17 protein-coding genes are annotated in these 21,854 nt (G+C 65.4%); 10 read left to right on the top strand and 7 right to left on the bottom strand.

Going from position 1 to position 21,854, the window contains the following annotated elements; all coding sequences use genetic code 11:
- Positions 1–26 precede the first annotated feature (26 nt).
- Positions 27–938: a TIR domain-containing protein gene (locus FV223_RS01310; RefSeq protein WP_147724965.1), complete on the top strand. Its 912-nt coding sequence runs from the start codon at positions 27–29 to the stop codon at positions 936–938.
- A 72-nt stretch (positions 939–1,010) separates the two neighbouring features.
- Here the strand turns inward: FV223_RS01310 and FV223_RS01305 are convergent, their stop codons facing one another.
- Both FV223_RS01305 and FV223_RS01300 read right to left on the bottom strand, forming a co-directional pair.
- Positions 1,011–1,670, bottom strand: a complete 660-nt coding sequence (locus FV223_RS01305; protein WP_147724963.1) for a recombinase family protein — start codon at positions 1,668–1,670, stop codon at positions 1,011–1,013.
- Between the two features lie 68 nt (positions 1,671–1,738).
- Positions 1,739–2,413 (bottom strand): Crp/Fnr family transcriptional regulator, encoded by a 675-nt coding sequence (locus FV223_RS01300; protein WP_147724961.1) that lies wholly within the window; start codon positions 2,411–2,413, stop codon positions 1,739–1,741.
- Positions 2,414–2,625: 212 nt separating this feature from the next.
- On the opposite strand from FV223_RS01300, the gene FV223_RS01295 reads away from it, so the two are divergent.
- Positions 2,626–3,426, top strand: coding sequence for a pentapeptide repeat-containing protein (locus tag FV223_RS01295; RefSeq protein ID WP_147724959.1), 801 nt, complete (start codon positions 2,626–2,628; stop codon positions 3,424–3,426).
- A 503-nt stretch (positions 3,427–3,929) separates the two neighbouring features.
- Positions 3,930–4,778 carry a hypothetical protein gene (locus FV223_RS01290; protein WP_147724957.1) on the top strand — a complete coding sequence of 283 codons (849 nt, stop codon included), beginning with the start codon at positions 3,930–3,932 and terminating at the stop codon, positions 4,776–4,778.
- A gap of 285 nt (positions 4,779–5,063) precedes the next feature.
- On the opposite strand, the gene FV223_RS31425 is transcribed toward FV223_RS01290, so the two are convergent.
- The 3 genes from FV223_RS31425 to FV223_RS29985 all read right to left on the bottom strand — a co-directional run bounded on the left by FV223_RS31425 (position 5,064) and on the right by FV223_RS29985 (position 10,050).
- Entirely contained in the window at positions 5,064–9,302 is a 4,239-nt protein-coding gene (locus FV223_RS31425) for a GAF domain-containing protein (RefSeq protein ID WP_246689566.1), read from the bottom strand.
- Between the two features lie 6 nt (positions 9,303–9,308).
- Positions 9,309–9,509 carry a type II toxin-antitoxin system ParD family antitoxin gene (locus FV223_RS01275; protein WP_147724955.1) on the bottom strand — a complete coding sequence of 67 codons (201 nt, stop codon included), beginning with the start codon at positions 9,507–9,509 and terminating at the stop codon, positions 9,309–9,311.
- A 322-nt stretch (positions 9,510–9,831) separates the two neighbouring features.
- A complete protein-coding gene (locus tag FV223_RS29985) occupies positions 9,832–10,050 on the bottom strand; it encodes a hypothetical protein (protein ID WP_187276008.1) in 219 nt (72 codons plus the stop codon).
- Here FV223_RS29985 and FV223_RS29980 point away from each other — a divergent pair.
- Positions 10,049–10,387, top strand: coding sequence for a hypothetical protein (locus FV223_RS29980; RefSeq protein ID WP_187276007.1), 339 nt, complete (start codon positions 10,049–10,051; stop codon positions 10,385–10,387). The two genes, FV223_RS29985 and FV223_RS29980, sit on opposite strands and share 2 nt — an antisense overlap.
- A 518-nt stretch (positions 10,388–10,905) precedes the next feature.
- Here FV223_RS29980 and FV223_RS01265 read toward each other — a convergent pair.
- A complete protein-coding gene (locus tag FV223_RS01265; protein ID WP_210247488.1) occupies positions 10,906–11,112 on the bottom strand; it encodes a hypothetical protein in 207 nt (68 codons plus the stop codon).
- 247 nt (positions 11,113–11,359) lie between these two features.
- Positions 11,360–11,836: a hypothetical protein gene (locus tag FV223_RS01260; protein WP_147724950.1), complete on the bottom strand. Its 477-nt coding sequence runs from the start codon at positions 11,834–11,836 to the stop codon at positions 11,360–11,362.
- Positions 11,837–12,956: 1,120 nt separating this feature from the next.
- Here FV223_RS01260 and FV223_RS01255 point away from each other — a divergent pair.
- The 6 genes from FV223_RS01255 (at position 12,957) to FV223_RS01230 (ending at position 21,570) form a co-directional block, all read left to right on the top strand.
- Positions 12,957–14,258, top strand: coding sequence for a site-specific integrase (locus tag FV223_RS01255; RefSeq protein ID WP_147724948.1), 1,302 nt, complete (start codon positions 12,957–12,959; stop codon positions 14,256–14,258).
- Positions 14,255–16,264: a hypothetical protein gene (locus tag FV223_RS01250; RefSeq protein ID WP_147724945.1), complete on the top strand. Its 2,010-nt coding sequence runs from the start codon at positions 14,255–14,257 to the stop codon at positions 16,262–16,264. Before FV223_RS01255 ends, FV223_RS01250 begins: the two co-directional genes overlap by 4 nt.
- The gene (locus FV223_RS01245) at positions 16,242–18,293 is read left to right on the top strand and encodes a tyrosine-type recombinase/integrase (RefSeq protein ID WP_147724943.1); all 2,052 of its coding nucleotides are present in this window, start codon (positions 16,242–16,244) and stop codon (positions 18,291–18,293) included. The genes FV223_RS01250 and FV223_RS01245 overlap by 23 nt, the downstream gene beginning before the upstream one ends.
- 90 nt (positions 18,294–18,383) lie before the next feature.
- Positions 18,384–18,854: a hypothetical protein gene (locus FV223_RS01240; RefSeq protein ID WP_147724941.1), complete on the top strand. Its 471-nt coding sequence runs from the start codon at positions 18,384–18,386 to the stop codon at positions 18,852–18,854.
- Positions 18,854–19,321 carry a hypothetical protein gene (locus FV223_RS01235; RefSeq protein ID WP_147724939.1) on the top strand — a complete coding sequence of 156 codons (468 nt, stop codon included), beginning with the start codon at positions 18,854–18,856 and terminating at the stop codon, positions 19,319–19,321. Before FV223_RS01240 ends, FV223_RS01235 begins: the two co-directional genes overlap by 1 nt.
- A gap of 371 nt (positions 19,322–19,692) precedes the next feature.
- Positions 19,693–21,570, top strand: coding sequence for an AAA family ATPase (locus tag FV223_RS01230; RefSeq protein ID WP_246689565.1), 1,878 nt, complete (start codon positions 19,693–19,695; stop codon positions 21,568–21,570).
- Positions 21,571–21,854 lie beyond the last annotated feature (284 nt).

Genomic DNA, 21,854 nt, shown 5'->3' with positions numbered 1-21,854 from the left:
GCACGTAACGGTCGGGAGGATGTGCCATGCTTGAACGGTTTCAGGGCGAACGGGGCCGGAAGAACCTCGTAGAGGAAATAACTCGGCAAAGGCTTGTCAACGGGACGCTCGGCCTCGCCGAGGCCCTGGTCGACGTGGGGCAGCTCACGCGCGTCGCACCCGGCACCTCGATCATCGAGCAGGGCGGTACGGACAACGACCTGTTCTTCATCGTGGTTGGCGATTTCGAGGTCGTGGTGAACGACCATCGCGTCAACATGCGCGGCCGGGGCGACCAGGTCGGCGAGATGGCCGCCGTGGTGCCATCGCAGGCCCGTGCGGCGACCGTGACGGCGACGACGGAGGCCGTAGTCTTGAAGGTCGACGAGGCCGGCTTCTCTTCCGTCGCCGACCGGTACCCCGAGGTTTGGCGACGCATGGCGCAGGAGCTGGCGCGACGCCTGGAGCAACGGAACGCGCTGATCAGACCTGCCAACGAGAAGCCGCGCGTCTTCCTGTTCTCGTCCTCGGAAGCCCTTCCGGTGGCGCGGGCCATCGAGAATGCGCTCGCAGACGACCCGTTCCTAACTGTCGTCTGGGCGAACGGCGTCTTCAAGGTAACGAACTACACGCTTGAGACGCTCGAAGAAGAGTTGATGCAATCTGACTTCGCGGTGGCAGTCGCCCATCCAGACGACAAGACCGAGGTCCGGGACGAGGAGTGGCCCACGCCGAGGGACAATGTCGTTTTCGAGCTCGGTTTTTTTATGGGCAGCCTGGGAAGGCAGCGTGCCATCCTGATGGAGCCGAAGGGGACAAAGCTTAAGCTCCCCAGCGACTTGGCGGGCATCACAACGATCAAGTACAACTTTAAACCAGGCGCCGATGTTGGACCTTTAATGGGACCTGCCTGCAACACACTGCGCGAGCACATCATGCGCCTCGGTCGAAATATCTAACCAACCGGGAGTGGCCAATCCTAATTGGTAGGTTGCTCTGATGCCATGAGCGTGGACATCCGCGATGGCACGCTAGTCGGCCGGGTCGGACAGCCGCGCATTCGTCGTTGGCCGCGGCCTCGCCAGGGAAGCATCAGTCTCACCATGAAGTGACGACGAGCCCACCGACCTAGATAGCGTTCGGTATATTGTCGGGCGAGACACAGTGAACAGTTCGGCCAAGTCGCCTATCGAATGCTCGCCCGCATCGTGCATGCGCCGGACCTCGCGCTGCTGCTTGGCGGACAGCTTCGGCTGCTTGCCCCGTAGCTTGCCGCGGGACCTAGCAATCGCCATCCCCTCGCGGGTGCGCAGACGAATCAGGTCGCTCTCGAACTCGGCGAAGGTAGCGAGGATGTTGAAGAACATCTTCCCCATCGGATCCGCCGGATCGTAGACGCTCGTTCCAAGGGCTAGCTTGATCCCACGCTCGATCAGCGCGTCTGCGATGCCGCGGGCGTCCGGGACAGAGCGTGCCAAGCGGTCGAGCTTCGGGACCACAAGCGTGTCGCCGGTCCGGACGGCGGCCAGTGCCTGATCCAGGCCTAGGCGGGCCCGGTTCGTGCCGGTCAGCCCATGATCTGTGTAGATCCGGTCAGGGGCGACCCCAAGCCCTTCTAGCGCAGCCCGTTGGGCCGCGAGGTCTTGCCGGTCGGTCGAACAGCGGGCGTAACCGATGAGAATCGAGGTCATGAGAGGATTGTAGGCCCGCGGGCCGAAACGCCGCTATCGTTCGTCCGGGAATGAACGCGAAGGCGCCGTCAGTTCGGCCTTCCGGCAGCGAGGCCGGCGCGGTCGATGACCTGCACCTGCCCACGTCGCACCTCGACCAAGCCGCCATCGGCCCACTCACCCAGGAGGCGGCTGATGACCTCGCGCACGCTGCCGACGTCCGACGCAAGTTGCTGGTGCGTCTTCCAGACAATGCCTTCTGCATCGGCCTCCACCAGCAGCCTACGCGCCAGGCGCTGCTCCAACGGTGCGAAGGCGACCTCCTCGACCAGGTCGAACATGCCCGACAAGAGCTTGGTGTAGTCGTCCAGGACGAAGTCCCGAAACTCGTCGCTCTCGCGCATCAACTGACGGAATGTGTCCGCCGGCAAGGCCGCCAGCTCAGTCCGGGCCTCCGCAACGCTTTGGGCCGGGAAGCCGTCGCCCGACAGCAGGCATTGGGTGGTGAGGACACAGGTGCCCCCGGCGCCGACCTTGTAGATCAGCATTTCCCGGCCGCCCTCTGACATGCGGAACACCCGGGTCCTGCCGTCGATGCACATCAGGTAGTTCGCGCACGCGCCCTGGAGCTCGTAAGCGACCGCGCCGGCCTCAAGCACGGGAAAGTGCACTGTGCCGCGTGCGATCTGGAGGTGGCTGGCACTGAAGCCCTGGATGAGCGGGAAACGCTCAATCCAACGCTCGACCTGATGGGCGCTCCGCATGGTGTCCTCCCCGGGGCCGGCGGTCGTTCGATGCCGCCATGCCCTTCTTTCGAGCGTTGCCGCTTCGGAATCCGCAGCCTTCGGTGACCTGGGTCACATACGGTCGGACCGATCCTCCATATCACTGTCGCCACTGAACAAAGAACCGTTCCGGCCATATCGTGGGGAAGCGCAAGCTCTCGACGTTGCGGGACAGACAACCGGGAGAAACCATGCGCCGCCTTGCCCCCCTTCTGCTCGCCTCCGTGCTCCTGGCTGCCCCGGCTCACGCAGAGCAGGACCTCCTACTCGGTGCCGACATGGGCTCGGCCGCGATGACGAAAGCCGAGATGACCCGAGCCGACGTCGAGGCCCTCATCGCCAAGGCCGACGGCAAGCCCATCGACCTGTCCGACAAGGCGCTCGCCGGCCTTGACCTGTCGGGGCTGAACCTCAAGGGCGCGAACCTGCGCACCGCGCGGCTGAACAAGGCTAATCTGCGCGGCGCCGACCTGACCGGAGCGAACCTGGAGCAGGCCTGGTTCATCAAGGCCGACCTCAGCGGCGCAAAGCTCATCGGCGCCAAGATGTTCGGCATCACCGCGCGCGATGCGAACCTCAGCGGAGCCGACCTCAGCCGCTCCATGCCCATCGGCGACTTCAAGGGCGCCAACATGAGTGGTGCGACGCTCGTCGACCTCAAGGGCGGCGCCGACATCAAGAACCAGTCCATGGGCCTGATGCGTGCCGTGTTCGTCTCGGTGAACCTCAAGGGTGCCAACCTCAAGGGGGCGAACCTCGGGCGATCACGCCTGGAATACGCCGACCTCACGGATGCGGACCTCACCGACGTGGTCCTGATGGGCTCCGACCTGTCGGGCGCGAACCTCACCGGCGCCACCGTCTCGGGCGCCGATTTCAAGAACGTCGACGTTAGCGGCGCTCGCCTCGTGTCCCTCATGGGCCAGGACAGCGCCAAGGACTGGTCGGCCCGCGTGAACGTCGACCGCGCGATTACCCAGGTCTCGAACTGAGACCTGCCTTCCACCCGACCCATCCATCACGGGGACAGCATTCATGACCAACCGCCGCAATGCCTCGCCAGCCTGGCTCGCCAACCTTACGACCAGGCTCTGAACGGCTCAGGCCGTTGACACCCTTAACTAGGGAGCCCCGGGGACCTGCCGACGGGCGCAGGCCTCGCGGCCGTGGGTTTCAAGAAGGTCCTTGGACGTCGTGTCGTGTCCGGTAGTCCCCCCGTCACCGATAAAATCATCGTACGGGTCTTATGAGACGTGGCCCGGGAAGGACGACCGGCGGCCTCAGATGATGGCAGCGGTTGTCCGTTTGACGACCGTCTACCGGACACCCGGTAGCGACCGAGTTGGGTGTCGGGTTGAAGCAGGTTGACCGCCCGGACCCGGACGTAAGCTTGTCGCCGACAATCCGCCCTGTCATCGTTTCCCAGACTGGTTTTGGGTGAATCGACAGGACGTAAGGCGGGGATATGACACACCTTCATGTCGGCTATGGGCTCGTGAATATGCTCGTGCCCGGCGATCCAGATAAATTCACGATCTCGACCGCTCTAGGAACGTGGGAGTTCGAACGATTTGCCGATCCAAATGCGGATTTGCGGCAGGGAATTGAAGAAGGACATGCAAAAGATAGCTATATGATATTCTTAGACATACCAGTTCACGGCAGTCGTGCAGCAGTACAGGATCAGGCTGTCGACGAACTTTTATACATATGCTTGTCTGCGAGCTATCTCTGCGGGCAAGCTGTTACGCTGGGGCGAGCTCTTCCAATGTCGGATCTAAGCTTCCTAAGCGCCGGTGGGTTTTTCCCCCGGATGAGGGGCTTCGCTTCCACGTTGGAAGTAACGAGCAATCTTGTTGAGTACGTCAATATCATGGAAGCATTTGTACAATCGTTTCCACAACTTGATACAACAGAAAAGGCTCGGCTTCTGGTTCACCACTGGCTAGACGGCTTATCATGCTGGTCTCTTGAAGATTTAACTTTGAGTACGTCCACAATGCTTGAGGTAATTGCCGCAACCGCGAAGGACCATGCCCGCGCGAATGGTGTTACACTCACAAAAAACGATTTTCCGCATCGTATCGAATACGCGGCGGACAGATTTGGTATAATTCGGTTAGGGAGTGATTTTCGTAATATGCGCAATGATCTCGTTCATGAAGGCACTTTGTCTTCGAGTAAGTTTCCGGGCAAAGACAGCTTAGAATGCGCGAAAGCAGTTTCGGAGTGCCTCGACTGGATCGATACCTATATGCACACCGCCTTTTCACTTGGGCCTGTCGTCCGTCGCCGTTTTAAGCCGAACTACTGGGCCGGCCTGAACTCATTTTCGCTCGGGTAGCAGTTTGCTCGGCTGTAGGCGCAATCGTGTAGCGATCAAGTTGCCGGGTGACGTAGGCCGGTCGGCCGGCTTGGTTTGTAAAAGTTTCTGACCGCTCGGATCTTGGACGAGCCGGCACGGTGAACAGGATGCCCGCGAAGCGGACGCAATGAGGTTCCGGGAAGGTTCGGGAGCGGAGACGTCCGTTTGCCGATCGTCTTACGGACGGTATCCGCATGACCGTATCGGGTAGACCGTGGCGGTGTTCATCGTCCTTCGAGCGGACTTTCTCGGTCGTCACCGTGGTCAAGGTGTCCGGATCAGATCCTTGATCCTCAAAGCCAGGGCGTCCATCGCAAAAGGCTTTGTCAGCACCTGCATGCTGGGGTCGAGGTGCCCGTTGGTGATGACGCTGTTCTCCGCGTAACCCGTGATGAACAGCACCTTCAGGCCGGGACGCCGTTCACGGCCCGCGTCGGCCATCTGACGGCCGTTCATCCCGCCGGGCAGGCCCACATCCGTGACGAGCAGATCGATCCGCACGTCGGACTGGAGCACCTTCAGCCCCGCGGCGCTGTCTCCCGCCTCGATCGCGGTGTAGCCGAGATCCTCAAGCACCTCGGTGACCAGCATGCGCACCGACGGCTCGTCGTCGACGATCAGCACCGTCTCGCCCTGCTCGGCGCGCGAGGCCTCGTCGATCTTGTGCGCGAGATCGTCCTCGTCGGTCTCCCCGTAGTGACGCGGCAGGTACAGGCATATGGTCGAGCCCTCCCCGACCTCGGAGTAGATCCGAACCTGCCCGCCCGACTGCTTGGCGAAGCCGTAGACCATCGAGAGGCCAAGCCCCGTGCCCTGCCCGAGCGGCTTCGTCGTGAAGAACGGCTCGAACACCTTCGCGATGAGGCTCGGCGACATGCCGGTCCCGGTGTCGGTCACGCAGACGCTAAGGTACTGGCCCGGTGCCATGTCGTGCTGGCGCGCGCCGCTCTCGTCGAGCCACTTGTTCGCCGTCTCGATGGTGATGCGCCCGCCGTCCGGCATCGCGTCGCGGGCGTTGATGCAGAGGTTCAGGAGCGCGTTCTCAAGCTGGCCCGGGTCGATCAGTGCGGGCCATATCCCTGCCGCTCCGACCACCTCCATGTGGATCTGGGGTCCCACAGTACGTCGGACGAGCTCCTCCATGCCGGTGATGAGCCGGTTGACGTTCGTGGGCTTCGGATCGAGCGTCTGCCGGCGCGAGAACGCAAGCAGGCGGTGGGTGAGCGCCGCGGCCCGCTTGGCCGCCCCCTGCGCCACCGTCATGTACCGATCGACATCCGTGAACCGTCCCTGGTCGATGCGCTTCTGCATCAGCTCCAGCGAGCCGGAAATCCCTGCGAGCAGGTTGTTGAAGTCGTGGGCCAAGCCACCGGTCAGCTGGCCCACCGCCTCCATCTTTTGGGACTGACGCAGCGCCTCCTCGGTCGTGAGCAGGGCCTCTGCCTGCTCCTTCTCCGCCGTGATGTGTCGGCCGCTCGCGTAGATCAGGTCGCCATCTGGCGCCGCCACCCAGGAGATCCAGCGGAAGCCCCCGTCCTTGTGGCGGTAACGGTTCTCGATGACCGGCAGGCTCTGGACGCGGGCATGCTGGAGCGCACGGTCGGTCAAGCCTTCGTCGTCCGGGATGAGGAACTCGAACAGGGGTTTGCCGACCGCATCTTCGGATGTCCAACCGAGGATCGCGGTGAAGGCCGGATTGACGGCCTGGAAGACACCCTTGCCGTCGACGATGACCTGGATGTCCTGCGTGTTGCTCCAGAGCCGATCGCGTTCCTGGGTGCGCTTCTGGACCTGCTGTTCGAGCGTGTCGTTCAACCGCCGGAGCGCTTCCTCCATGCCCTTGCGGTCGTTGATGTCGCTGAAGAAGATCGCGACGCGGTGGTCGGCCGGATCACCGATGCGCAACGCCCGCACGTCGAACCAGCGCCCGAATACGTCCGCCTTGTTCTCGAAGTGCGCCGGTTCGCCCGTGAGCGCGACGCGCCCGTAGGTGTCGAACCAGTGCCGCTCCAGGTTCGGTGCGAACTCGCTGACCCAGAGACCGGCGACCTTGGTGCCGGTCTGCCGCTCGAAGGCCGGATTGGCTTCCACGATGCGATAGTCGACCGCTCGGTCCGCATCGTCGAACTTCATCTCGACGATGCAGAATCCGACGTCGATGCTCTCGAACAGGGTGCGGTAGCGCGTCTCGCTCTCCCGGAGCTGCTTCGAGACCGAGCGCCGCGCGATCTCGACCTCGGTGCGGTCCATCACCCGACGGGCGAAGGCCAACTCCTCGGCGGACCACTCCTGGGCACGGTCGCGGTGGAGGCAGAACACGACCTTGAGATGCCCGCCTTCCATCAGCGGCAGGTTGGCCAGGGATCCGATGTCGAGTCCTCGGAAGCTATCGACTTGCCCGGCGGTGCGGGGGTCCTCGGCGACGTCCGCGACCACGACATCCTCGCCGCGCCGCAGCGCTTCGCTGAAGGTGCCGTAGTCGGCGAAGCTGTGGCTTCCGGTCGCGCTGAGCTGACCGGACGCCAGCCAGTCCCGTGCGATGACGATGTGCTCGCCCAACTCATCAACGTCGCCGTAGGCCGACCGCGAGAGGCTGAGTGCGAGGCCGACCGTTTCGGCCGCCGCGAGGGCCATCGCCTGCGGCGAGTCCAGCGTGCGCAGCCGCTCGGCCAGCTCGATCAGCATGGCCTCCATGCGGCGCCGCTCGATGTCGATCAGCACGCCCGGGAAGGTCATCCCCGTACCGTCCGGGGCCAGATCGACGCGCCCGTTCGCCTCGATCCAGTAGTAGCGTCCGTCGGCGCGGCGCACGCGGTACTGGTGGGCGTAGGCGCCGCCACGCGCGATCACCTCCTCGATGGCGGCGGCCAAACCCGCCTGGTCATCGGGATGCACCGTCGCCACGATCTGGGCGAGGGGAATGCCCGTCCGTCCCACGGCGGGATCGAGACCGAAGGACCGGGCGAAGCCCTCGTCGACCGTGAAGCGGTCGGAAGGCAGGTCCCAATGCCAGGTGCCGATGATGGCGCCGGCCGCAAGCGCGAGTTGCACGCGCTCGACGTTCTCCCGCGCCAGCGCCTCGCTCTCGCGCAGCGCGTCCTGGACCTGTCGACGGTCGGTGATGTCGGCGATGAGCATCGCCACGCGGTCATCGCCGGCCGGGAAGAGATGGGCGTCGTACCAGCGTCCGAGCGGCACCGCCTCGCCCTCGAACCGCATTGGCAGCTTCGTCTTGGCGACTTGCCCGTAGGCGTCGTGCCAGTGCTGCTCGATGCCTGGTGCGATCTCGGTGGCCCAGCGCCCTACGGCGTCCGTCAGGCCGGTGTGCGTCTCGAAGGCCGGGTTCGCCACCAGGACGCGGTGATCGACCGCGCGCCCGTCCCCATCGAACCTCACCTCGCAGATGCAGAAGCCGGCGTCGATGTTCTCGAACAGGGTCCGATAACGCACCTCGCTCTCGCGCAGGGCCTTCTCGCCGTCGAGCCGCTCGTAGACCGCCGACATGAGGCGGGCGAGCGTCTCGAAGAAGGTGAGCGCGTCGGCGTCGAACGAGGGCACCTGGGTCGAGGCGAAGGAGATCACGCCGCGCAGGCCGCCGCGGCTCGTGATCGGGAAGCCGGCGTAGGCGTTCAACCCGATGCCGCGGGCGGTCTGGTAGGCGGGCTCCTCGCTGTTCTGGACATCGGTTAGCAACAGCGGCCGACCCCGCTCGGCGACGATGCCGCAGAGCGGTGCGCCGTAGGGCATCCGATGGAGGAAAGCCTGCACCTCATCGGTCGCGTTGAGCGAGTGGGTGAGGCGCAGGTGCCGGCCGTCCTGCCAGATGTCGTAGATGTAGCTGCGGTCGAACCCGAGGGTGCCCGCACTCGCGGACAGGATGGGATCGAGGACGGCGGCGGGATCGGCGGCGGTCAGCAGGGCCTGCGAGGCCTTGGCCAGGACCTCAATGCGCCGGGCCTGCCGCAGCTCGGCCCGCTGCCGTTCCAGGACCTGGTCACGGCCTTCGACGGCGCGGCGCATCTCCAGCAGGTTCGCCACCTGGCGTCCGAGCGCCCTGAGGTCGTCGGCCTGCTCCAGGGTCAGTCCATCCGGCCGGGGCACGGTGTCGATGACGCACAACGAGCCCAGCACGTGTCCTTCCAGGGCGCGGAGGGGCGCACCCGCATAGAAGCGGATGTGCGGCTCGCCCGTGACCAGTGGGTTGACCATGGTCCGCGGATCGGCGGTCAGGTCCGGGATGACGAGAAGGTCGGGCTCGACGAGGGCGAACTTGCAGACCGAACTGTCGAGGTCGGTCTCGCAATGGGGGAAGCCGACGTTGGCCTTGAACCACTGCCGGTCGATCGCCACCAGGCTGACGAGGGCGACTGGGGTAGCGCAGAGGCGGGTCGCGAGACGCACGACATCGTCGAAACCTTGCTCGGGCAGGGTGTCGAGGATGTCGAGAGCGGCGAGCGCGGCGAGGCGGGCGGTGTCGGTCACCGCGTTCGGATTGGTGGCCATCTCGCGTCAGGCCGACTTCTGCCCGGGCCGCGGTCCCACTACCTCGGGGCGGGGCACGAGTATGGTACCCTCGCGGTCGATCATTTGTCGAAGGGCCGAGCGCACGACCTCGCTGGCGCTGGCGTAGCGACCCGATGCGACCTGTGCCCGAAGGTAGGTCTCCAACTCCGAAGTCAGGGAGACGCAACGCGTGGGTGTACTTGACATGCCGCGGTGTGGCATGGCCGCCAAGGGCTATCAACCCTTGTTAAATGCGGCAGGCGACACGTTTCCGTTACGGCGTCCCCCTTGCTGCGGACGGGCTGGTGGACCGAGCAGGGTCGATCCCGGACGGTCAAGAGTACCGGCCAAACACGATGTCAGGTCAGCGGTAACCCCCAGATATCCGTCTTGCCCCACAGCAGGGCGGCACGGCGCTGTTCGTAGTTGGCTTGCGCACTCGTTCGAAGCAGTGCGGATCGGGCGTGTTCGACGTCCGCGGCGCACCGCGCGATCGTGATGTCCAGCGCCGTAAGACGCCGGTGCAGGATCAGCGCTCGACCGGCAGGGAGTGCGCGAAGCCTTCCGAGCGCAGCGCCTGGATCGCGGCCGTCACGTCCGCGACCGCCACCGTGAGGTCGCTCAAGATCTCGACCAGGTCGTCGAAGCCCGACGTCTCCGTCTCGACCTCCGACGGCACCAATGACGCCAGGATGGCCGCCAACACCCGGTCCTGCCTGTCGAGGCGCTGCGCGATCTCGTGATCCATGTCTCGTTTCCTTGGGTTCGAAATCGGCCAGGCGTGCGCGAACGTCCGCCGCCGGGATGCGCATGCCTTCGAAACGCCGTGCCGCTGCGCCGAGGACACGGGTGGCGAGATGGGCCGTTCCGCTCGCATCGACGATGACAGCGCCGACGCGGCCCTCTCGCAGACCGAGACCGTGGGCCTTCAGCGCGGCGATGAACGCTGCGGCGTCGTCGCTGGCGCGCCACGCCTCCAGGGCCGCCCGACGCACATCGTCCAGCGCGACGTCCGTACGGTCCTGGATCAAGCGTTCCGTCGGGGTCAGCGGTGCGATGGGTCTCGCCGTCCCAGCGGTGCCTGAGGCTTCGAGCCAAGCCGCCACGTCGTCACGTCCCTCCGCCCTCAACCGACGCAGGATGGACCTGGCATGCTTCGACGCGACCGGAGACAGCCCGAACTCGAACTCGACGATTCGGCCGCACTTCTCCCGGCGAGGATAATCCCAGGCCAGGTCCACCACCGCGCCGGACGGCCGAACAAGGCTGTAGACGCGGTGCTCGTGGAGCCTGTCCGACTTGAGGTGCTCGACGCCGCAGTATGCTTGTCCGGTCAACCCGAACTCGCCCTCGAACAACGCCCACCACCTTTTGCGGGCAGCCACGTTGTCGGAGATCCCCGGATCGGGATCGCAGTGGACGTGATAGACCGGCCTGTCGGTACGGCCGCCGAGCGATCCCGCCACCAATTCTTGGATCTGCCTGGCTAATGTCGCGCTTCCGAGCCCACGGGCCGGGATGACGGTGACCTGGTCGTTCTCCGCCTTCATCAGATGCCGGGCAAGCGCACTGCCAAGGCCTTGCCCACGCGTCGCACCGGAGATCACCGCGAGGCCCGCCTGATAACCAACGGAATCAAAATCTCGCGGACGGTCGCGAGGCTCGCCCGTGCCGCCGCGACATCCTTCATGGAAAGGCTGGCATTCACGGCCGCCAATTCCCGAATGGCCGCCGAGATCGCAGCGACGTCATCCTCCGGCCGTCGCACGGGCCGGCCACTCCGGGCATCCGTCGCGGATTGCATCTCCATCCGTTCCAGGAGCATTCGCCGAACCCACGCCCCGGCGGTGACACCCTCGCTACGAGCGCAATCGGCGACTGCATAGCTAAGCTGACGGCTCATCCGTGTCACGAAACGAACCGGAAGCCCGGGAGGCCTACGCATCGGTCGCTGCGTGCCTTGAGTCGATCCTGGTGCGAGGGGCTTCTGAGACGGCAATTGTCTAGGCACAGTCATCGTATCGTCCGTCGTTGGCGATCGTCCCGGATCGAGGACATCAGGCGGAGCGGCCGCCGAAGGGAGGGTGGTGCACGGCCTCGTCAGGAACCGCGGCGGGATCCGTCCCGCCATTGTCGGTACGCCCCCGCTTCCGGCTGATCCGTTCCAGGGCGGCCAGGTTACGGGCTTCGAGGATGGCCTGGATCTCGGCCGGGACAGCGAGGGGCTCTGGGACCGGCCCGCCTTGGACGCGGGCACGCGCGATGCGCTCGCCGAGCGTCTTCATGGCGCGGATCCAGGTCTCGATGTCGTCGACCATGGCCCGGGCGGCCAAGACGCGCTCGATGCCCTCATCGCCATCGGGCCGGGCGCGCCAAGCAGATTGCCACGTCAGGCGCTTGGCATACTGCCACGCCCATAGATCGGGCCCCATGGCCTCGCGGAGGCGAATAAGATCGGGCGCGCTTAGGCGGTCAAAGGTCATTGCCTCGACGCTGCGCGCGTAATCCCGCGTGGCGGTCGCGAGCGATATCATCCGGATCGATCGCGTGGACGTAGTCTTATCTGCGGACGGAGCCTGCGGGCAGGCACCCGCGACCGCGATCGGATCCGTTGACCGTCTCCCGGACGGAAACAGGTTTTGGAATCGGCGGGACATAGACGTGCTCCACGATTGGTCAGAAAGAATCCGGCCGGTACCAATCAGAGCACGTTCTCGATTTGCTCCAAGTGGGATGACAACTTTAATTTTGAGATCGCCATCAGATCCGACCGAACGCCCCTCCGATCGCTAGATGGCGAGGTCAATGGATCCTCCGCGAAATCTACCCGATTCGCGCCCGAACGACGCCGAATGACGCGATCGCGGACGGAAGTGGGATTACCTCCATGGCCTGTCTGCCTGGGATGGCAGGGCCGGATTTTGCGGGGGCAAACTGCACCGTGACACTCGAACCTCCACGCAAGGAGGTTCACACATGCTCATCGCGATCGCCCGCTTTTTCGGTTGGGATAAGGCCCCGCCCGCTCGATCACCCGTGAAGGTCAAGCCGACCCGACACGAGACGGCTGGAACCGCGGTCGTACCGGATGCGGATGCTGTCCCCAGGGCCCCGGTGGTCGCCGAGACCGCGCATGACAAGTCGAAGGCCGAAGGAAGCGGACAGGACGTTAAGCCAGCCATGGCGGGCATGCCCGCCAGTTCGTTCTCCCTTCGAGAGAGCCGCCCAGGGGCTCCGCCCCGTGGACCCCGTGAAGTAGCCACCTCGGCGTCGACCACCAGTATGGCTAACCCTCCCTCGTCGATCGCGATCCCGGACCCCGCAGGGTCCGCGCCCACGGTCGCCGTAGGACCAGAAAACCCGTCCAAGCTCAGGCAGCGGCGCCAGCCTTCCGCGCCACGGGCCCGCAAGATTCCGAAGGTGGTCCGCAAGGATAGATTGAACGATCCTTCGTCTTAAGTATCTGACGTGAAATGCGTTTTTGCCTTGCAGACGCGCGATACCCGTGGCAATGGAGGATGGTGATGAGAGAGCACTCCTCACGACGTGAACAGCCCTCGCCGATGGTGTCCTCGAACTTGGACGGGGCGATGCCGTGATAAATCGGTGAGGATCTAGCGGCCTAAGGTGGCATCGCGGAGCCAGGGGGGGAGGATGGCGACTGTCTTCAAGCCCGATGCCACTCGGTTGGAGGCCCTCGGCTACGGCCGAATCGCCCATGTCCCCGTGTTGTTCGACCGGCATCTGCGCTATTGCCGGGTCCACAACGTGTACCTCCGCGTGCGCGCCAAGCTTGAATGGCATCCCCTATCAGGCGCAGCAGGGAGCTCTGCGGCGCGTGACTACCCGCGACCGAACACAATACTCCGCATCGCTTACAGCATTGCCAACTTCATCGACTGGTGCGAGGTGCGGCAGGTGGCGTGGCAGGACCTGTCCTACGACCAAGTCCTTGCGTACCAGGACGAACAGACAAACGGCGCTTGGTCAGCTCGAAAGAACCGAAAGCTCAAGCCTGCGACGGCGAACGCCAGGGCCGATGAGGCGACCCACTTCCTGAGGTGGGCGGCCGAGGCAAAGCTGCGGCCCCCGTTTGGCATTCGTACGGTCACTAAGAATAGGGCGATCAGGTCGAGTGCGGCGTCAATAGCCGGACAGGCGGCCATCTCCGTCCGTGCGGGACGCGTACGCGAGGAGCATGGCACCTCGATGGCGACGCTGATCTTCCTGCCGAGGGCGGAGGAGGTGCGCGCTTGGCTTCGCCGTGTCGCGGCTCAGCGCGGTTACGTTAAAGCGCTCACCTGCCGTGTCATTATCGAGACCGGCCTTCGCAAGAGCGAGCTCGTAGCACTGACGACGGGACAGGTGCCAGACGCCAAGATGCTCGCCCGTCTGCAGGCGGATGGCCGCATCGTGGCCCCGATGCCTGTCACGGAGACGAAGGGAGGTCGCCCGCGCACGATCCAGGTCCCGCTGCCACTCGCTGCCGAGATCCGCAATTGGATCGACACCCGCCGCCTGACGCTTGCCCGCCGCTTCCAGCGCCGCACGGGTAAGGCCGCGAGCGACCGACTGTTCCTGTCCGACGCCCGCGGGCATGAAGGTACCGTCATCGAGCACCATACGGTCTACCGCTGCTTCCACGAGGTGAAGCCGCGTCCGCGAAAATGGTCCCCGCACTTTGCGCGGCATACATTCGCTTGCTTCTATCTAATCCACGCACTGGAGAGCGAGGCCAAGGCAGCCAACGCCACCTTCAAGGAACTTGGCGCCGATTGGGTGCAGAGTCGTGGGAGGTTCTGGCTCGATACTCTGCGGCGCCAATTGGGGCATGTTAGCGAGAACACCACCGACATCTATCTCCGCTGGCTTGCCACCGCGACCGGCATCACCGAGCTCGCGAACGGCTGGCACGCATTCCTCGAAGCTGACGACGATCAGGCGGGGGCTCCTTGATGCGCGTCATCGACGAGGGCTCCGGCCAGGTCGTCCATCATCCGGTGCTCGATCTCTGCTTCTGGGTAACACCGGAAGACGGGCCGGCTTACGAGCTCGATCTCAACGAGTTCGCCCGGGGCGGTCGGCGCGAGGATCAAACGCGAGCACGTCGTCTGCAGTGGGCTGGTAACTTCACCGGACGTCCGGCCTTGGCCACGCAATTGGCCACGCTTTACCGCGTCACTCGGCCAACGGCGGTCACGTCCAAGTCGGCGAGGGCAGCGTTACGGATGTTATTTCGCTTCCTCGATACGAATGCAGCCGGCGAGGTCTCGGATATCCGCGACCTGACTGATGGGCACGGCCCTGCCTTCAAGCGATGGCTCGCAGCCGCAAATTTGAGCGATGACACCTACGGTCAGGCGAAGACCTTCGTCGACAGGATGCGCTCCCTTGAAGCGTCTCCTGCCCTGTTTTGGCCGGCTCGGGACAGGAATGCCTTGCCGTTACAGGATGACGTCGACCTGCTCGGGATGCGGCGCCTGTTCAACGCCCTCAAGCATGAGGGCCGCAGTGTCAAACACATGTTCGCCGAAGGGGAACGGCTGGCGAGGCTTGGTAAGGATCCTCGGGGATCAAGCCACCGACAGGGGGGCAGCCCTGCCGCATGGGATAGGCGGGAGAACCACGCGTGGCTCGTCGCTCAGCTTACGCGCGAGTGCCTAGCCCCGAAGGCCGCGTTCCTAGCCGCTGGTGGACAGGGGCTGCATAAGGCCAACGACGAGTCCCAGAAGCACGACGGACCAGACTACCTCGCTCCCGGCATGACCGAGCGTGGCAGAGAAGGCATTGTCGGTAAGCTCCGTTGGTTTCACCCAAGCTATCACGATACGGCGGTGTTCCTCTGGCTCTTCATGCTGGGCACGGGTTGGAACCTGTCGACGGCGCTCGGCATGGACGTCACCGACGACGAGGCGTGGTTCGAGGATCATCCCCACAAGCCCGAGTTTAAAGTGCTGCACGCCTTTAAGGGGCGGTCGCACCGGCATGTCTTCGCGCTCTCGCTGGAGCGTCCTGAATGGCACCCGTTCAACGTCGTCCGCTTCATGGTCGAGCGCACGGCGCCGCTCAGGGCAACCCTTAAGCAGCGTTTGAGTCTCGCGGAGGAGGCAAATTTTGACCGCCCCTCGAACGCTGGGGAAGCCGAGATAGAGCGCTTGAAGGCAGCCGTTCGCAGCCCGTGGCTCTACCATGTCGTGAATAAGGTCGGTGACGTGAACGCCTTCGGGCACCGGGACAGCGCCTCGCTGAACGAGGTCGCACGCCTGGTCGCCGAGCGCGGCGGGCTCCTAAATGCGCATCCCTCGCTAGCCCAGATGAGTACGTCCGTGGCCCGCGATGCCTGGATCGGCTACGCCTACGCCAAGACCGGCCATAACGTCCTCCTAGCCCAGCTGGCAGCCCAGCACGCCAATGCCCGGACACTGAGGCATTACCTGAAGCGTCGCCGCTACAGGACCCACTCGGAGAAGGTTGTCCGGCGAGTTCAGGATGCCGCGTTCGCCGAGATCGAGGCGAAGCGCACGCTCGATCCGACCCGGCTACGGATCATGGTCCGGAACGGCGAGATTAAACCCGAGCAGGAGAAGCGCCTCCTTGATCACCGGCATAGGACCCGACTCGGTATGGGGTGCCTGGATCCCACCAGTCCGCCGCGTGACGTTGCCCCGGAGCACCGCCCGGGAAGCCTATGCCGCGTCCAGCGCTGCACCGGCTGCGTCCACGGCGTCACGTTCGTAGAGAGCCTTGCTCCGTTGGCCCGTGCCCGTGCTGAGCTGATGCACCTTCAGCGCGAGATTCCGTTCGCAGCTTGGGCTGGTTCAAGCTTCGAGGTCGAGATGCGGTCCATCGAGGCCACGCTGGCCAGCTTCGAACAAACCGCCGTCGATCGGGAGACTCAGGCTTGGCTCAATAAGCTTCGATCCGGGGAGGTCATCGCCCATGACACCTATCCGAGCTACTGAGCTCGCCCTGGCGCTAACCGGGGTCGGATCCTGGCGCGAAGGGATCGCGATCACGCTTGGCAACTTTTCCGAGCTCGCCGCCCGCCCCTGGTCTGAGGTCAGCAGGATCGAGATCTTTCCGGCTTGCAAGGTCGGCGATCCGTTGATCGTCGTGCCCGAGCATTGGATGCCGGCGGGCCCGCTTCGGCGCGCCTCCATGCGAACCATCGATCCGACCCTGGACGGTGCGTTGTCGACCGACGATCCGTCCGTGGCCGCCGTTCGCGACGAGAGCGTGCGGCGTTCGCTTCTGGCATTGTGGCTGCCGCGACGGACCAGCACGGGGATCAGGTCCTACGCGCCATCGTCTTGGCTCAACTCGGCACGGCTCGTGTTGAGCTGCGCGGAATGGCAGAAGCAAAACAAGCCTTCGACCGATGGCCTGATATGGGCTCATCTCACGCTGGCAGACCGCCTGGCGATGCGAGATGCCGTCAGCGACGGCGAACGGCCAAGAACCGACGTAGCAACGCTTTTCCGTTGGCTCTTCGAGTCCGGCGAACGCGGCGTCCTGTCCGATTATCCTCGCCTCACCCCAACCAACGCGAACGACGCTCCCGTGCGCGAAGGCTCGAACATAGGCTCTGCGCCGGTTCGAATCATGAAAAACGAGGAGAGGACATGGCAACCCTTCTCGGACGCCTTCGTAACCGAGATCGTGGGCCGGGGCCTTTGGATCCAACGCAACCTAGCGCCTCAGCTTCTCGACTGCTGGTCCGCCTTACGTGACATCGCGGCCGAGGCGGCGGCGCGAGGTCAAACCACCAAGAACCCGATCGTCATCGAGAGGCGTCGGAAGCACGTCGCTTCGGTCAATTGGCGTGATGCCAATGGAGAGCCGATCACCCGGCTCCCCTTCCCAGTGTCGCAAAAGGTTGGAAACCGGTTCGAGAAGTCGGACGCCTGGCCCCCCCGGGACGCAGGCACCATCGCGCTGATGGTCGGGGTCCTCCAGGCATTGAACCTCTGCATGGTCGGCTTCTGCGTTGGAGCGCGCATGAGCGAGATCGCATCGGCGCAGGATGATGGCCTCGACGATCTCGCCACTGGTCGGCTCGTCGGGCGGACGTTCAAGCTCGCTGACGAGCTCGAAGGGCAGCAGCGCGACTGGCCGCTCCATTCGGCAGCGGTCCGGGCTATTGAGATCCAGCAGGATCTCGCACGGCGCGTCCGTCCAGAAGGTGCGAGCCACCTCTGGGTGCTAAATGGAAGGGCGGGTACCCACCCCATCGGATCGCCTCTCCTCAACCTGACCGAACCCATGGTATCAGCGGTCGAGCATCTCGGTCTCTCCCACCTGACCGGGAAGGATCGCGCCCATGCGCATCGCTGGCGCCACACCGTAGGCAGGATCGTTGCACTCTCCGTCGTCGATGCGCCGCAGGTCCTGTTGGATCTGTTCGGCCATCGCGACCTCGAAATGACCCTGCGCTACATGCTCTCGGATCCCGAGATCGCGCAGGATGCCATGCGGGTCGCCAAGGAGACCGCGTTCGTCCTCGCCGAGGAAGCCGTCGCCGAGACCATCGCCGGCGAGGCCGGCGGCCCTGCGGCGGCCCCTCTTCGCCAGGGGCTGGAAGAACTTCGGATGCGCCGCGGCGAGGAAACGTTCGGGGCCGACAGCCTCCGGGAGCTCGCCGACATCCTGACCTTCGGCGGGAAGCAGTGGGAGCTCGTCCGGCCCGGCGTGATCTGCACCAAGGCCCCCGGGCAGTTCGGACCGTGCACTCAAGGCTTCGGAGAGCCAGATCCCGGCAGCTGCCGGACCACCTGCGACCATCGCCTGGAAACGTCCCGGGCGAAGGCCCAGTGCGATGCGGCCGTCGGCGCCCTCGTGGAGGAGCTGGAGGCGGCGGAGCGGGAAGGTACGGACATGCTGGCCGAGAACCTTCGGGGGCAGCTCCTCGCCCAGCTCAGGCGGTGGGAGGAAGTCCGCGAGAGATGGTCGGCGAAGAGCACGACCGTTGCCCGAATCTGGAAAGGGGAGTGACGCATGGCGAGACGGAAGGCGACGGACGGGGAAACGCAGTCGGCCCCGGCCGGTCCTGCGGCCTCGCGCATCGGCAACGAGGGGCGGCGCGTGTCGGCCAAGCGGAAGGCCACGACACAAGAGCGCTGCAGCGACGCCATGCGCGACATTCAGGCCGACGTGGAGGCGAACAAGGGCATCTACCCGCTCAACGACGGCCGCATCACGCTGCAGGAGGTCCTGCGCCGCGCCGACTTGAGCTCGGCCGCGTTGGAGAAGCCGCACCATCGTGCCTTCAAGGGCGAGGTGGCGGACTGGGTCGCGGGGGCGAACAAGAGGATCGCCCGGGGGGCCCGGACCATCCGCAAAGTCGTGACCGAGCGCGTCGACGATGCCAACGCCCAGATCAAGGCGATCCGCCAGGCATGGACCGAGGCCGAGCTCGAATACGTGGAAGGACGCGATGAGGTGGCGACGCTGACCACCGAGAACGCCAAGCTCGTACGCGAGGTGCAACACCTCAAGGCCGAACTGGCCGGGCGGAACGTGATCCCGATCAGTGGTGCGAAGGACCCCCGCTGATGGCGAAGCCCTCCATCACGCCACAGATCGCGGCGGTCCTGGAGCCCTACCTAGAAGAGCTCCAGGCGGCCTGGGAGCGTGGTGGACGCCTTACGCCGACGCTGCCGGTCACGGACGGCAAGGTGAACGTACGCCAGCTGGTGCGCGCCCTGGCGGCCTTGGACGACAAGGTGGTGATCCACCACGAGCAGCATTTCTACAACAAGCCCGAACTGCGCTCGGCGGTGAACGCCGTCGCCGAGCAGCAGGGGCTGGAACTTATCGGAAGCCGATCGCCCGGGGTGGCGCAGGATGCGGCCCGAGAAAGGATCGGCAAGCTCTCCGGCGAGGCGTCCGATCTCCGGCAGGCCATGGCCGAACGGGAGTCCGTTATAGACGCCCTCCGCCGCGAGAACGCGTCCCTGCGTGCGCAGATGGCCATGCTGGAGGAGACCGGCATGGTCGTCCGCTCTGGTACGGCCCGATGACCCTGGTGACCGTCGAGCACATCCTGTCGGAGCAAGAGTTCGGGGTCATCCTCGCGACCCGCGTCGTGGGAAAGGACCCGGATGCGCCGGGGCCCGAGCTACGGGTCAGGGCGCTCCGTCGCGTCATGATGGGGGCCCCGGCGGTCGGCGAGCGGTGGACCGTCGAGGGACCCGTCACCGAGACGAAATGGGGACCCCAGCTCGAAGCCAGCCGGGCGGTCCGGCAGCTCCCGAGCGGAGTTCTCGTGCGGTCGTTTCTCGCGACCCATGTCCCGGGGATCGGCCATGACCGGGCCGAGCGGCTGTGGAAGGCCTACGGGACCGACCTGCCGGCCATCCTGCTCAAGGGCGACCTCGCGGAGATCGGTGCGGTGCTGGCGCCGGAGCGGCCGCTGCTCGGTCCACGGATCGCAGCGGCGGCCGTCAGGGCATGGCGGGACGCCGAGGCAGAGGCGAGGCTGGTGGTCTGGCTGCAGGGATGCGGCGTGGACGACATGCGTGTCGCGATGAGGATCTCCGCCGCTCTCGGCGAGGCTGCCGTCGACACGCTGGGTCGGAATCCGTGGTGCCTGATCTCGATGCTGCCCTGGCCGACCGTGGACGCGCTCGGCTGCCGCCTCCTTCGGGAGGCCGGGATCCATGAGGTCGAGGATGCACCGGATCGGTTGGTCGGTGCGGTCGATGCGGTGATGAAGGCCGTGATCGCCACCGGCGACACCATGATCCTGGATGGCGACCTCCATTCGGAAATCGCCGCCAGGCTCGGCGTGCACATCGACCACCCCCGCGTGGGTGAGGCGGTCTCGGCCGGCATCCGAAACGGCGCCATCGTCGCCGGCGAGTTCGGCACCTGGCGCGCGCCCGGTTGCGCCCTCATGGAGGAGGCCGTGGTCAGCCGCTTCCACGACATCCTCGCGCTTCGGTGGATCGCCAATCGGCCGGACAGGTCCGACGATCACCGTGTGGCGCTCGCAAACTACGAAGCGTCCGCCGGGATCCTGCACCCCGAGCAGCGGGCCGCCGTGCTTCAGGTTCTGGCGAGCCCGTTCGCCTGCCTACGCGGCGGCGCCGGTGTTGGTAAGACGCACGTCACCCGGGCGATCTGTTATGTCTGGGAGGCGGCCGGCGGCGATGTCGTCCTAGCGGCGCTCGCCGGCAAGGCCGCCCTGCGCTTGACCCGGTCGACCGGCAGGCTCGCCCGTACGCTCTTCAGGACCATCCGTGAACTGGACGAGCGCGCCCGCATCGCGGCGGCACTGCTGGAAGGCGTTGAGCGCGTCGAGGAGCTGAAGCTGACGGCGCGGCTGGCCACGCTCGCCGAGATCACGCCAGAGAGCCTGGTCATCGTCGACGAGGCCTCGATGGTGGACATCGCCACGATGCATGCCCTCCTTCGACGGATGCCGGCCGGTGCCCGTCTCCTGCTGGTCGGGGACGAGCGGCAGCTTCCCCCCGTCGGGTTCGGCATCGTGTTCCATCGCATCATCGCCGACGAACGCATCACGGCCAGCCTGACCGTGATCCATAGGCAGACCGACGCCAGCGGCATTCCCCTGGTGGCCGCGGCCGTTCGCGAATGCCAGATGCCGGACCTGAAAGCGTACGACGGCCTTCAGGACGGAGTATCGCTGATCGAGTCGACCGACCTCAAGGCGATCCGCGCCGGCGTCCTACGGGCATTCCAGGACCTCGCTGCGGAGGACGTGCTTGTGATCGCGCCGACGAAGTCGGGCATCACCGGCGTTCGAGCCCTCAACGGGGAGCTCCACGAGCTCTACGTCGGCGCCAACGGATCCTCCGAGATGACGTCGCCGCTCGGTGAGCATTTTTCCGTCGGCGAGCCGATCCTGCACGGGCGAAACGACTACGCACGCGGTCTCTTCAACGGAAGCATCGGAACGGTCACCGGCCTGGACGGCGACGTCCTGACGGCGGACTTCGACGGCGAGGAGCATCAGTTCAAGCGCGAGGAGCTCATCGACCTCAGCCTCGGCTACGCGCTGACATGCCACCGGGCCCAAGGCTCCCAGGCCAAGAGGATCATCATCGCGCTGACCCCGTGCCAGCTGCTCGACCCCTCCTGGCTCTACACCGCCCTGACGCGGGCGGAACGGCAGGTGGTCATCGTCGGGGATCCGAAGGTCATCAAGCTGACGCTGGAGACGCCGTGGGCCTCGGCGCAGCGGCTGGTGGGGTTCGCATGGGACCGGCCTGCCACGGCCGCCGGCGAGCTCCACACGAGTCCCTGACCTTTGGTGAGTCCCTGAGCAAGCGAGCGATCCTGGGCACCAGCCCAGATGGGTGGTCCCGCTACCCCTGACCTTCGGAGCCGTCCCCTCGCATCGCCCGTTCGGCATGGGCGCGCGCAGCCCGCAAGGAGGGTCCGCGCACGCAGTGCGTGGAGGCCTTGCGGGCGAGCACGGCCATGCCAGGGTGATGATGCGAGGGGATGGGTTCGGAGGTCAGGGGGCACTGCCGATCCGTTTCCGACGAACCCGACGCTTCAGGCAGTTCGCGGCGGCAGCTCATCGGC

Source organism: Methylobacterium sp. WL116, assembly GCF_008039455.1.
In the GTDB taxonomy this organism is placed as follows: domain Bacteria; phylum Pseudomonadota; class Alphaproteobacteria; order Rhizobiales; family Beijerinckiaceae; genus Methylobacterium.
The sequence above is the reverse complement of the archived record's forward strand: the minus strand, read 5'-3'. Positions and strand labels throughout refer to the sequence as shown.

Coding starts and splice junctions, on each gene's coding strand:
- FV223_RS01310 (WP_147724965.1), top strand. CDS start 27: ATGCTTGAACGGTTTCAGGGCGAACGGGGCCGGAAGAACCTCGTAGAG.
- FV223_RS01305 (WP_147724963.1), bottom strand. CDS start 1,670: ATGACCTCGATTCTCATCGGTTACGCCCGCTGTTCGACCGACCGGCAA.
- FV223_RS01300 (WP_147724961.1), bottom strand. CDS start 2,413: ATGCGGAGCGCCCATCAGGTCGAGCGTTGGATTGAGCGTTTCCCGCTC.
- FV223_RS01295 (WP_147724959.1), top strand. CDS start 2,626: ATGCGCCGCCTTGCCCCCCTTCTGCTCGCCTCCGTGCTCCTGGCTGCC.
- FV223_RS31425 (WP_246689566.1), bottom strand. CDS start 9,302: ATGGCCACCAATCCGAACGCGGTGACCGACACCGCCCGCCTCGCCGCG.
- FV223_RS01275 (WP_147724955.1), bottom strand. CDS start 9,509: ATGTCAAGTACACCCACGCGTTGCGTCTCCCTGACTTCGGAGTTGGAG.
- FV223_RS29980 (WP_187276007.1), top strand. CDS start 10,049: ATGTCTCGTTTCCTTGGGTTCGAAATCGGCCAGGCGTGCGCGAACGTC.
- FV223_RS29985 (WP_187276008.1), bottom strand. CDS start 10,050: ATGGATCACGAGATCGCGCAGCGCCTCGACAGGCAGGACCGGGTGTTG.
- FV223_RS01265 (WP_210247488.1), bottom strand. CDS start 11,112: ATGGAGATGCAATCCGCGACGGATGCCCGGAGTGGCCGGCCCGTGCGA.
- FV223_RS01260 (WP_147724950.1), bottom strand. CDS start 11,836: ATGATATCGCTCGCGACCGCCACGCGGGATTACGCGCGCAGCGTCGAG.
- FV223_RS01255 (WP_147724948.1), top strand. CDS start 12,957: ATGGCGACTGTCTTCAAGCCCGATGCCACTCGGTTGGAGGCCCTCGGC.
- FV223_RS01245 (WP_147724943.1), top strand. CDS start 16,242: ATGACACCTATCCGAGCTACTGAGCTCGCCCTGGCGCTAACCGGGGTC.
- FV223_RS01235 (WP_147724939.1), top strand. CDS start 18,854: ATGGCGAAGCCCTCCATCACGCCACAGATCGCGGCGGTCCTGGAGCCC.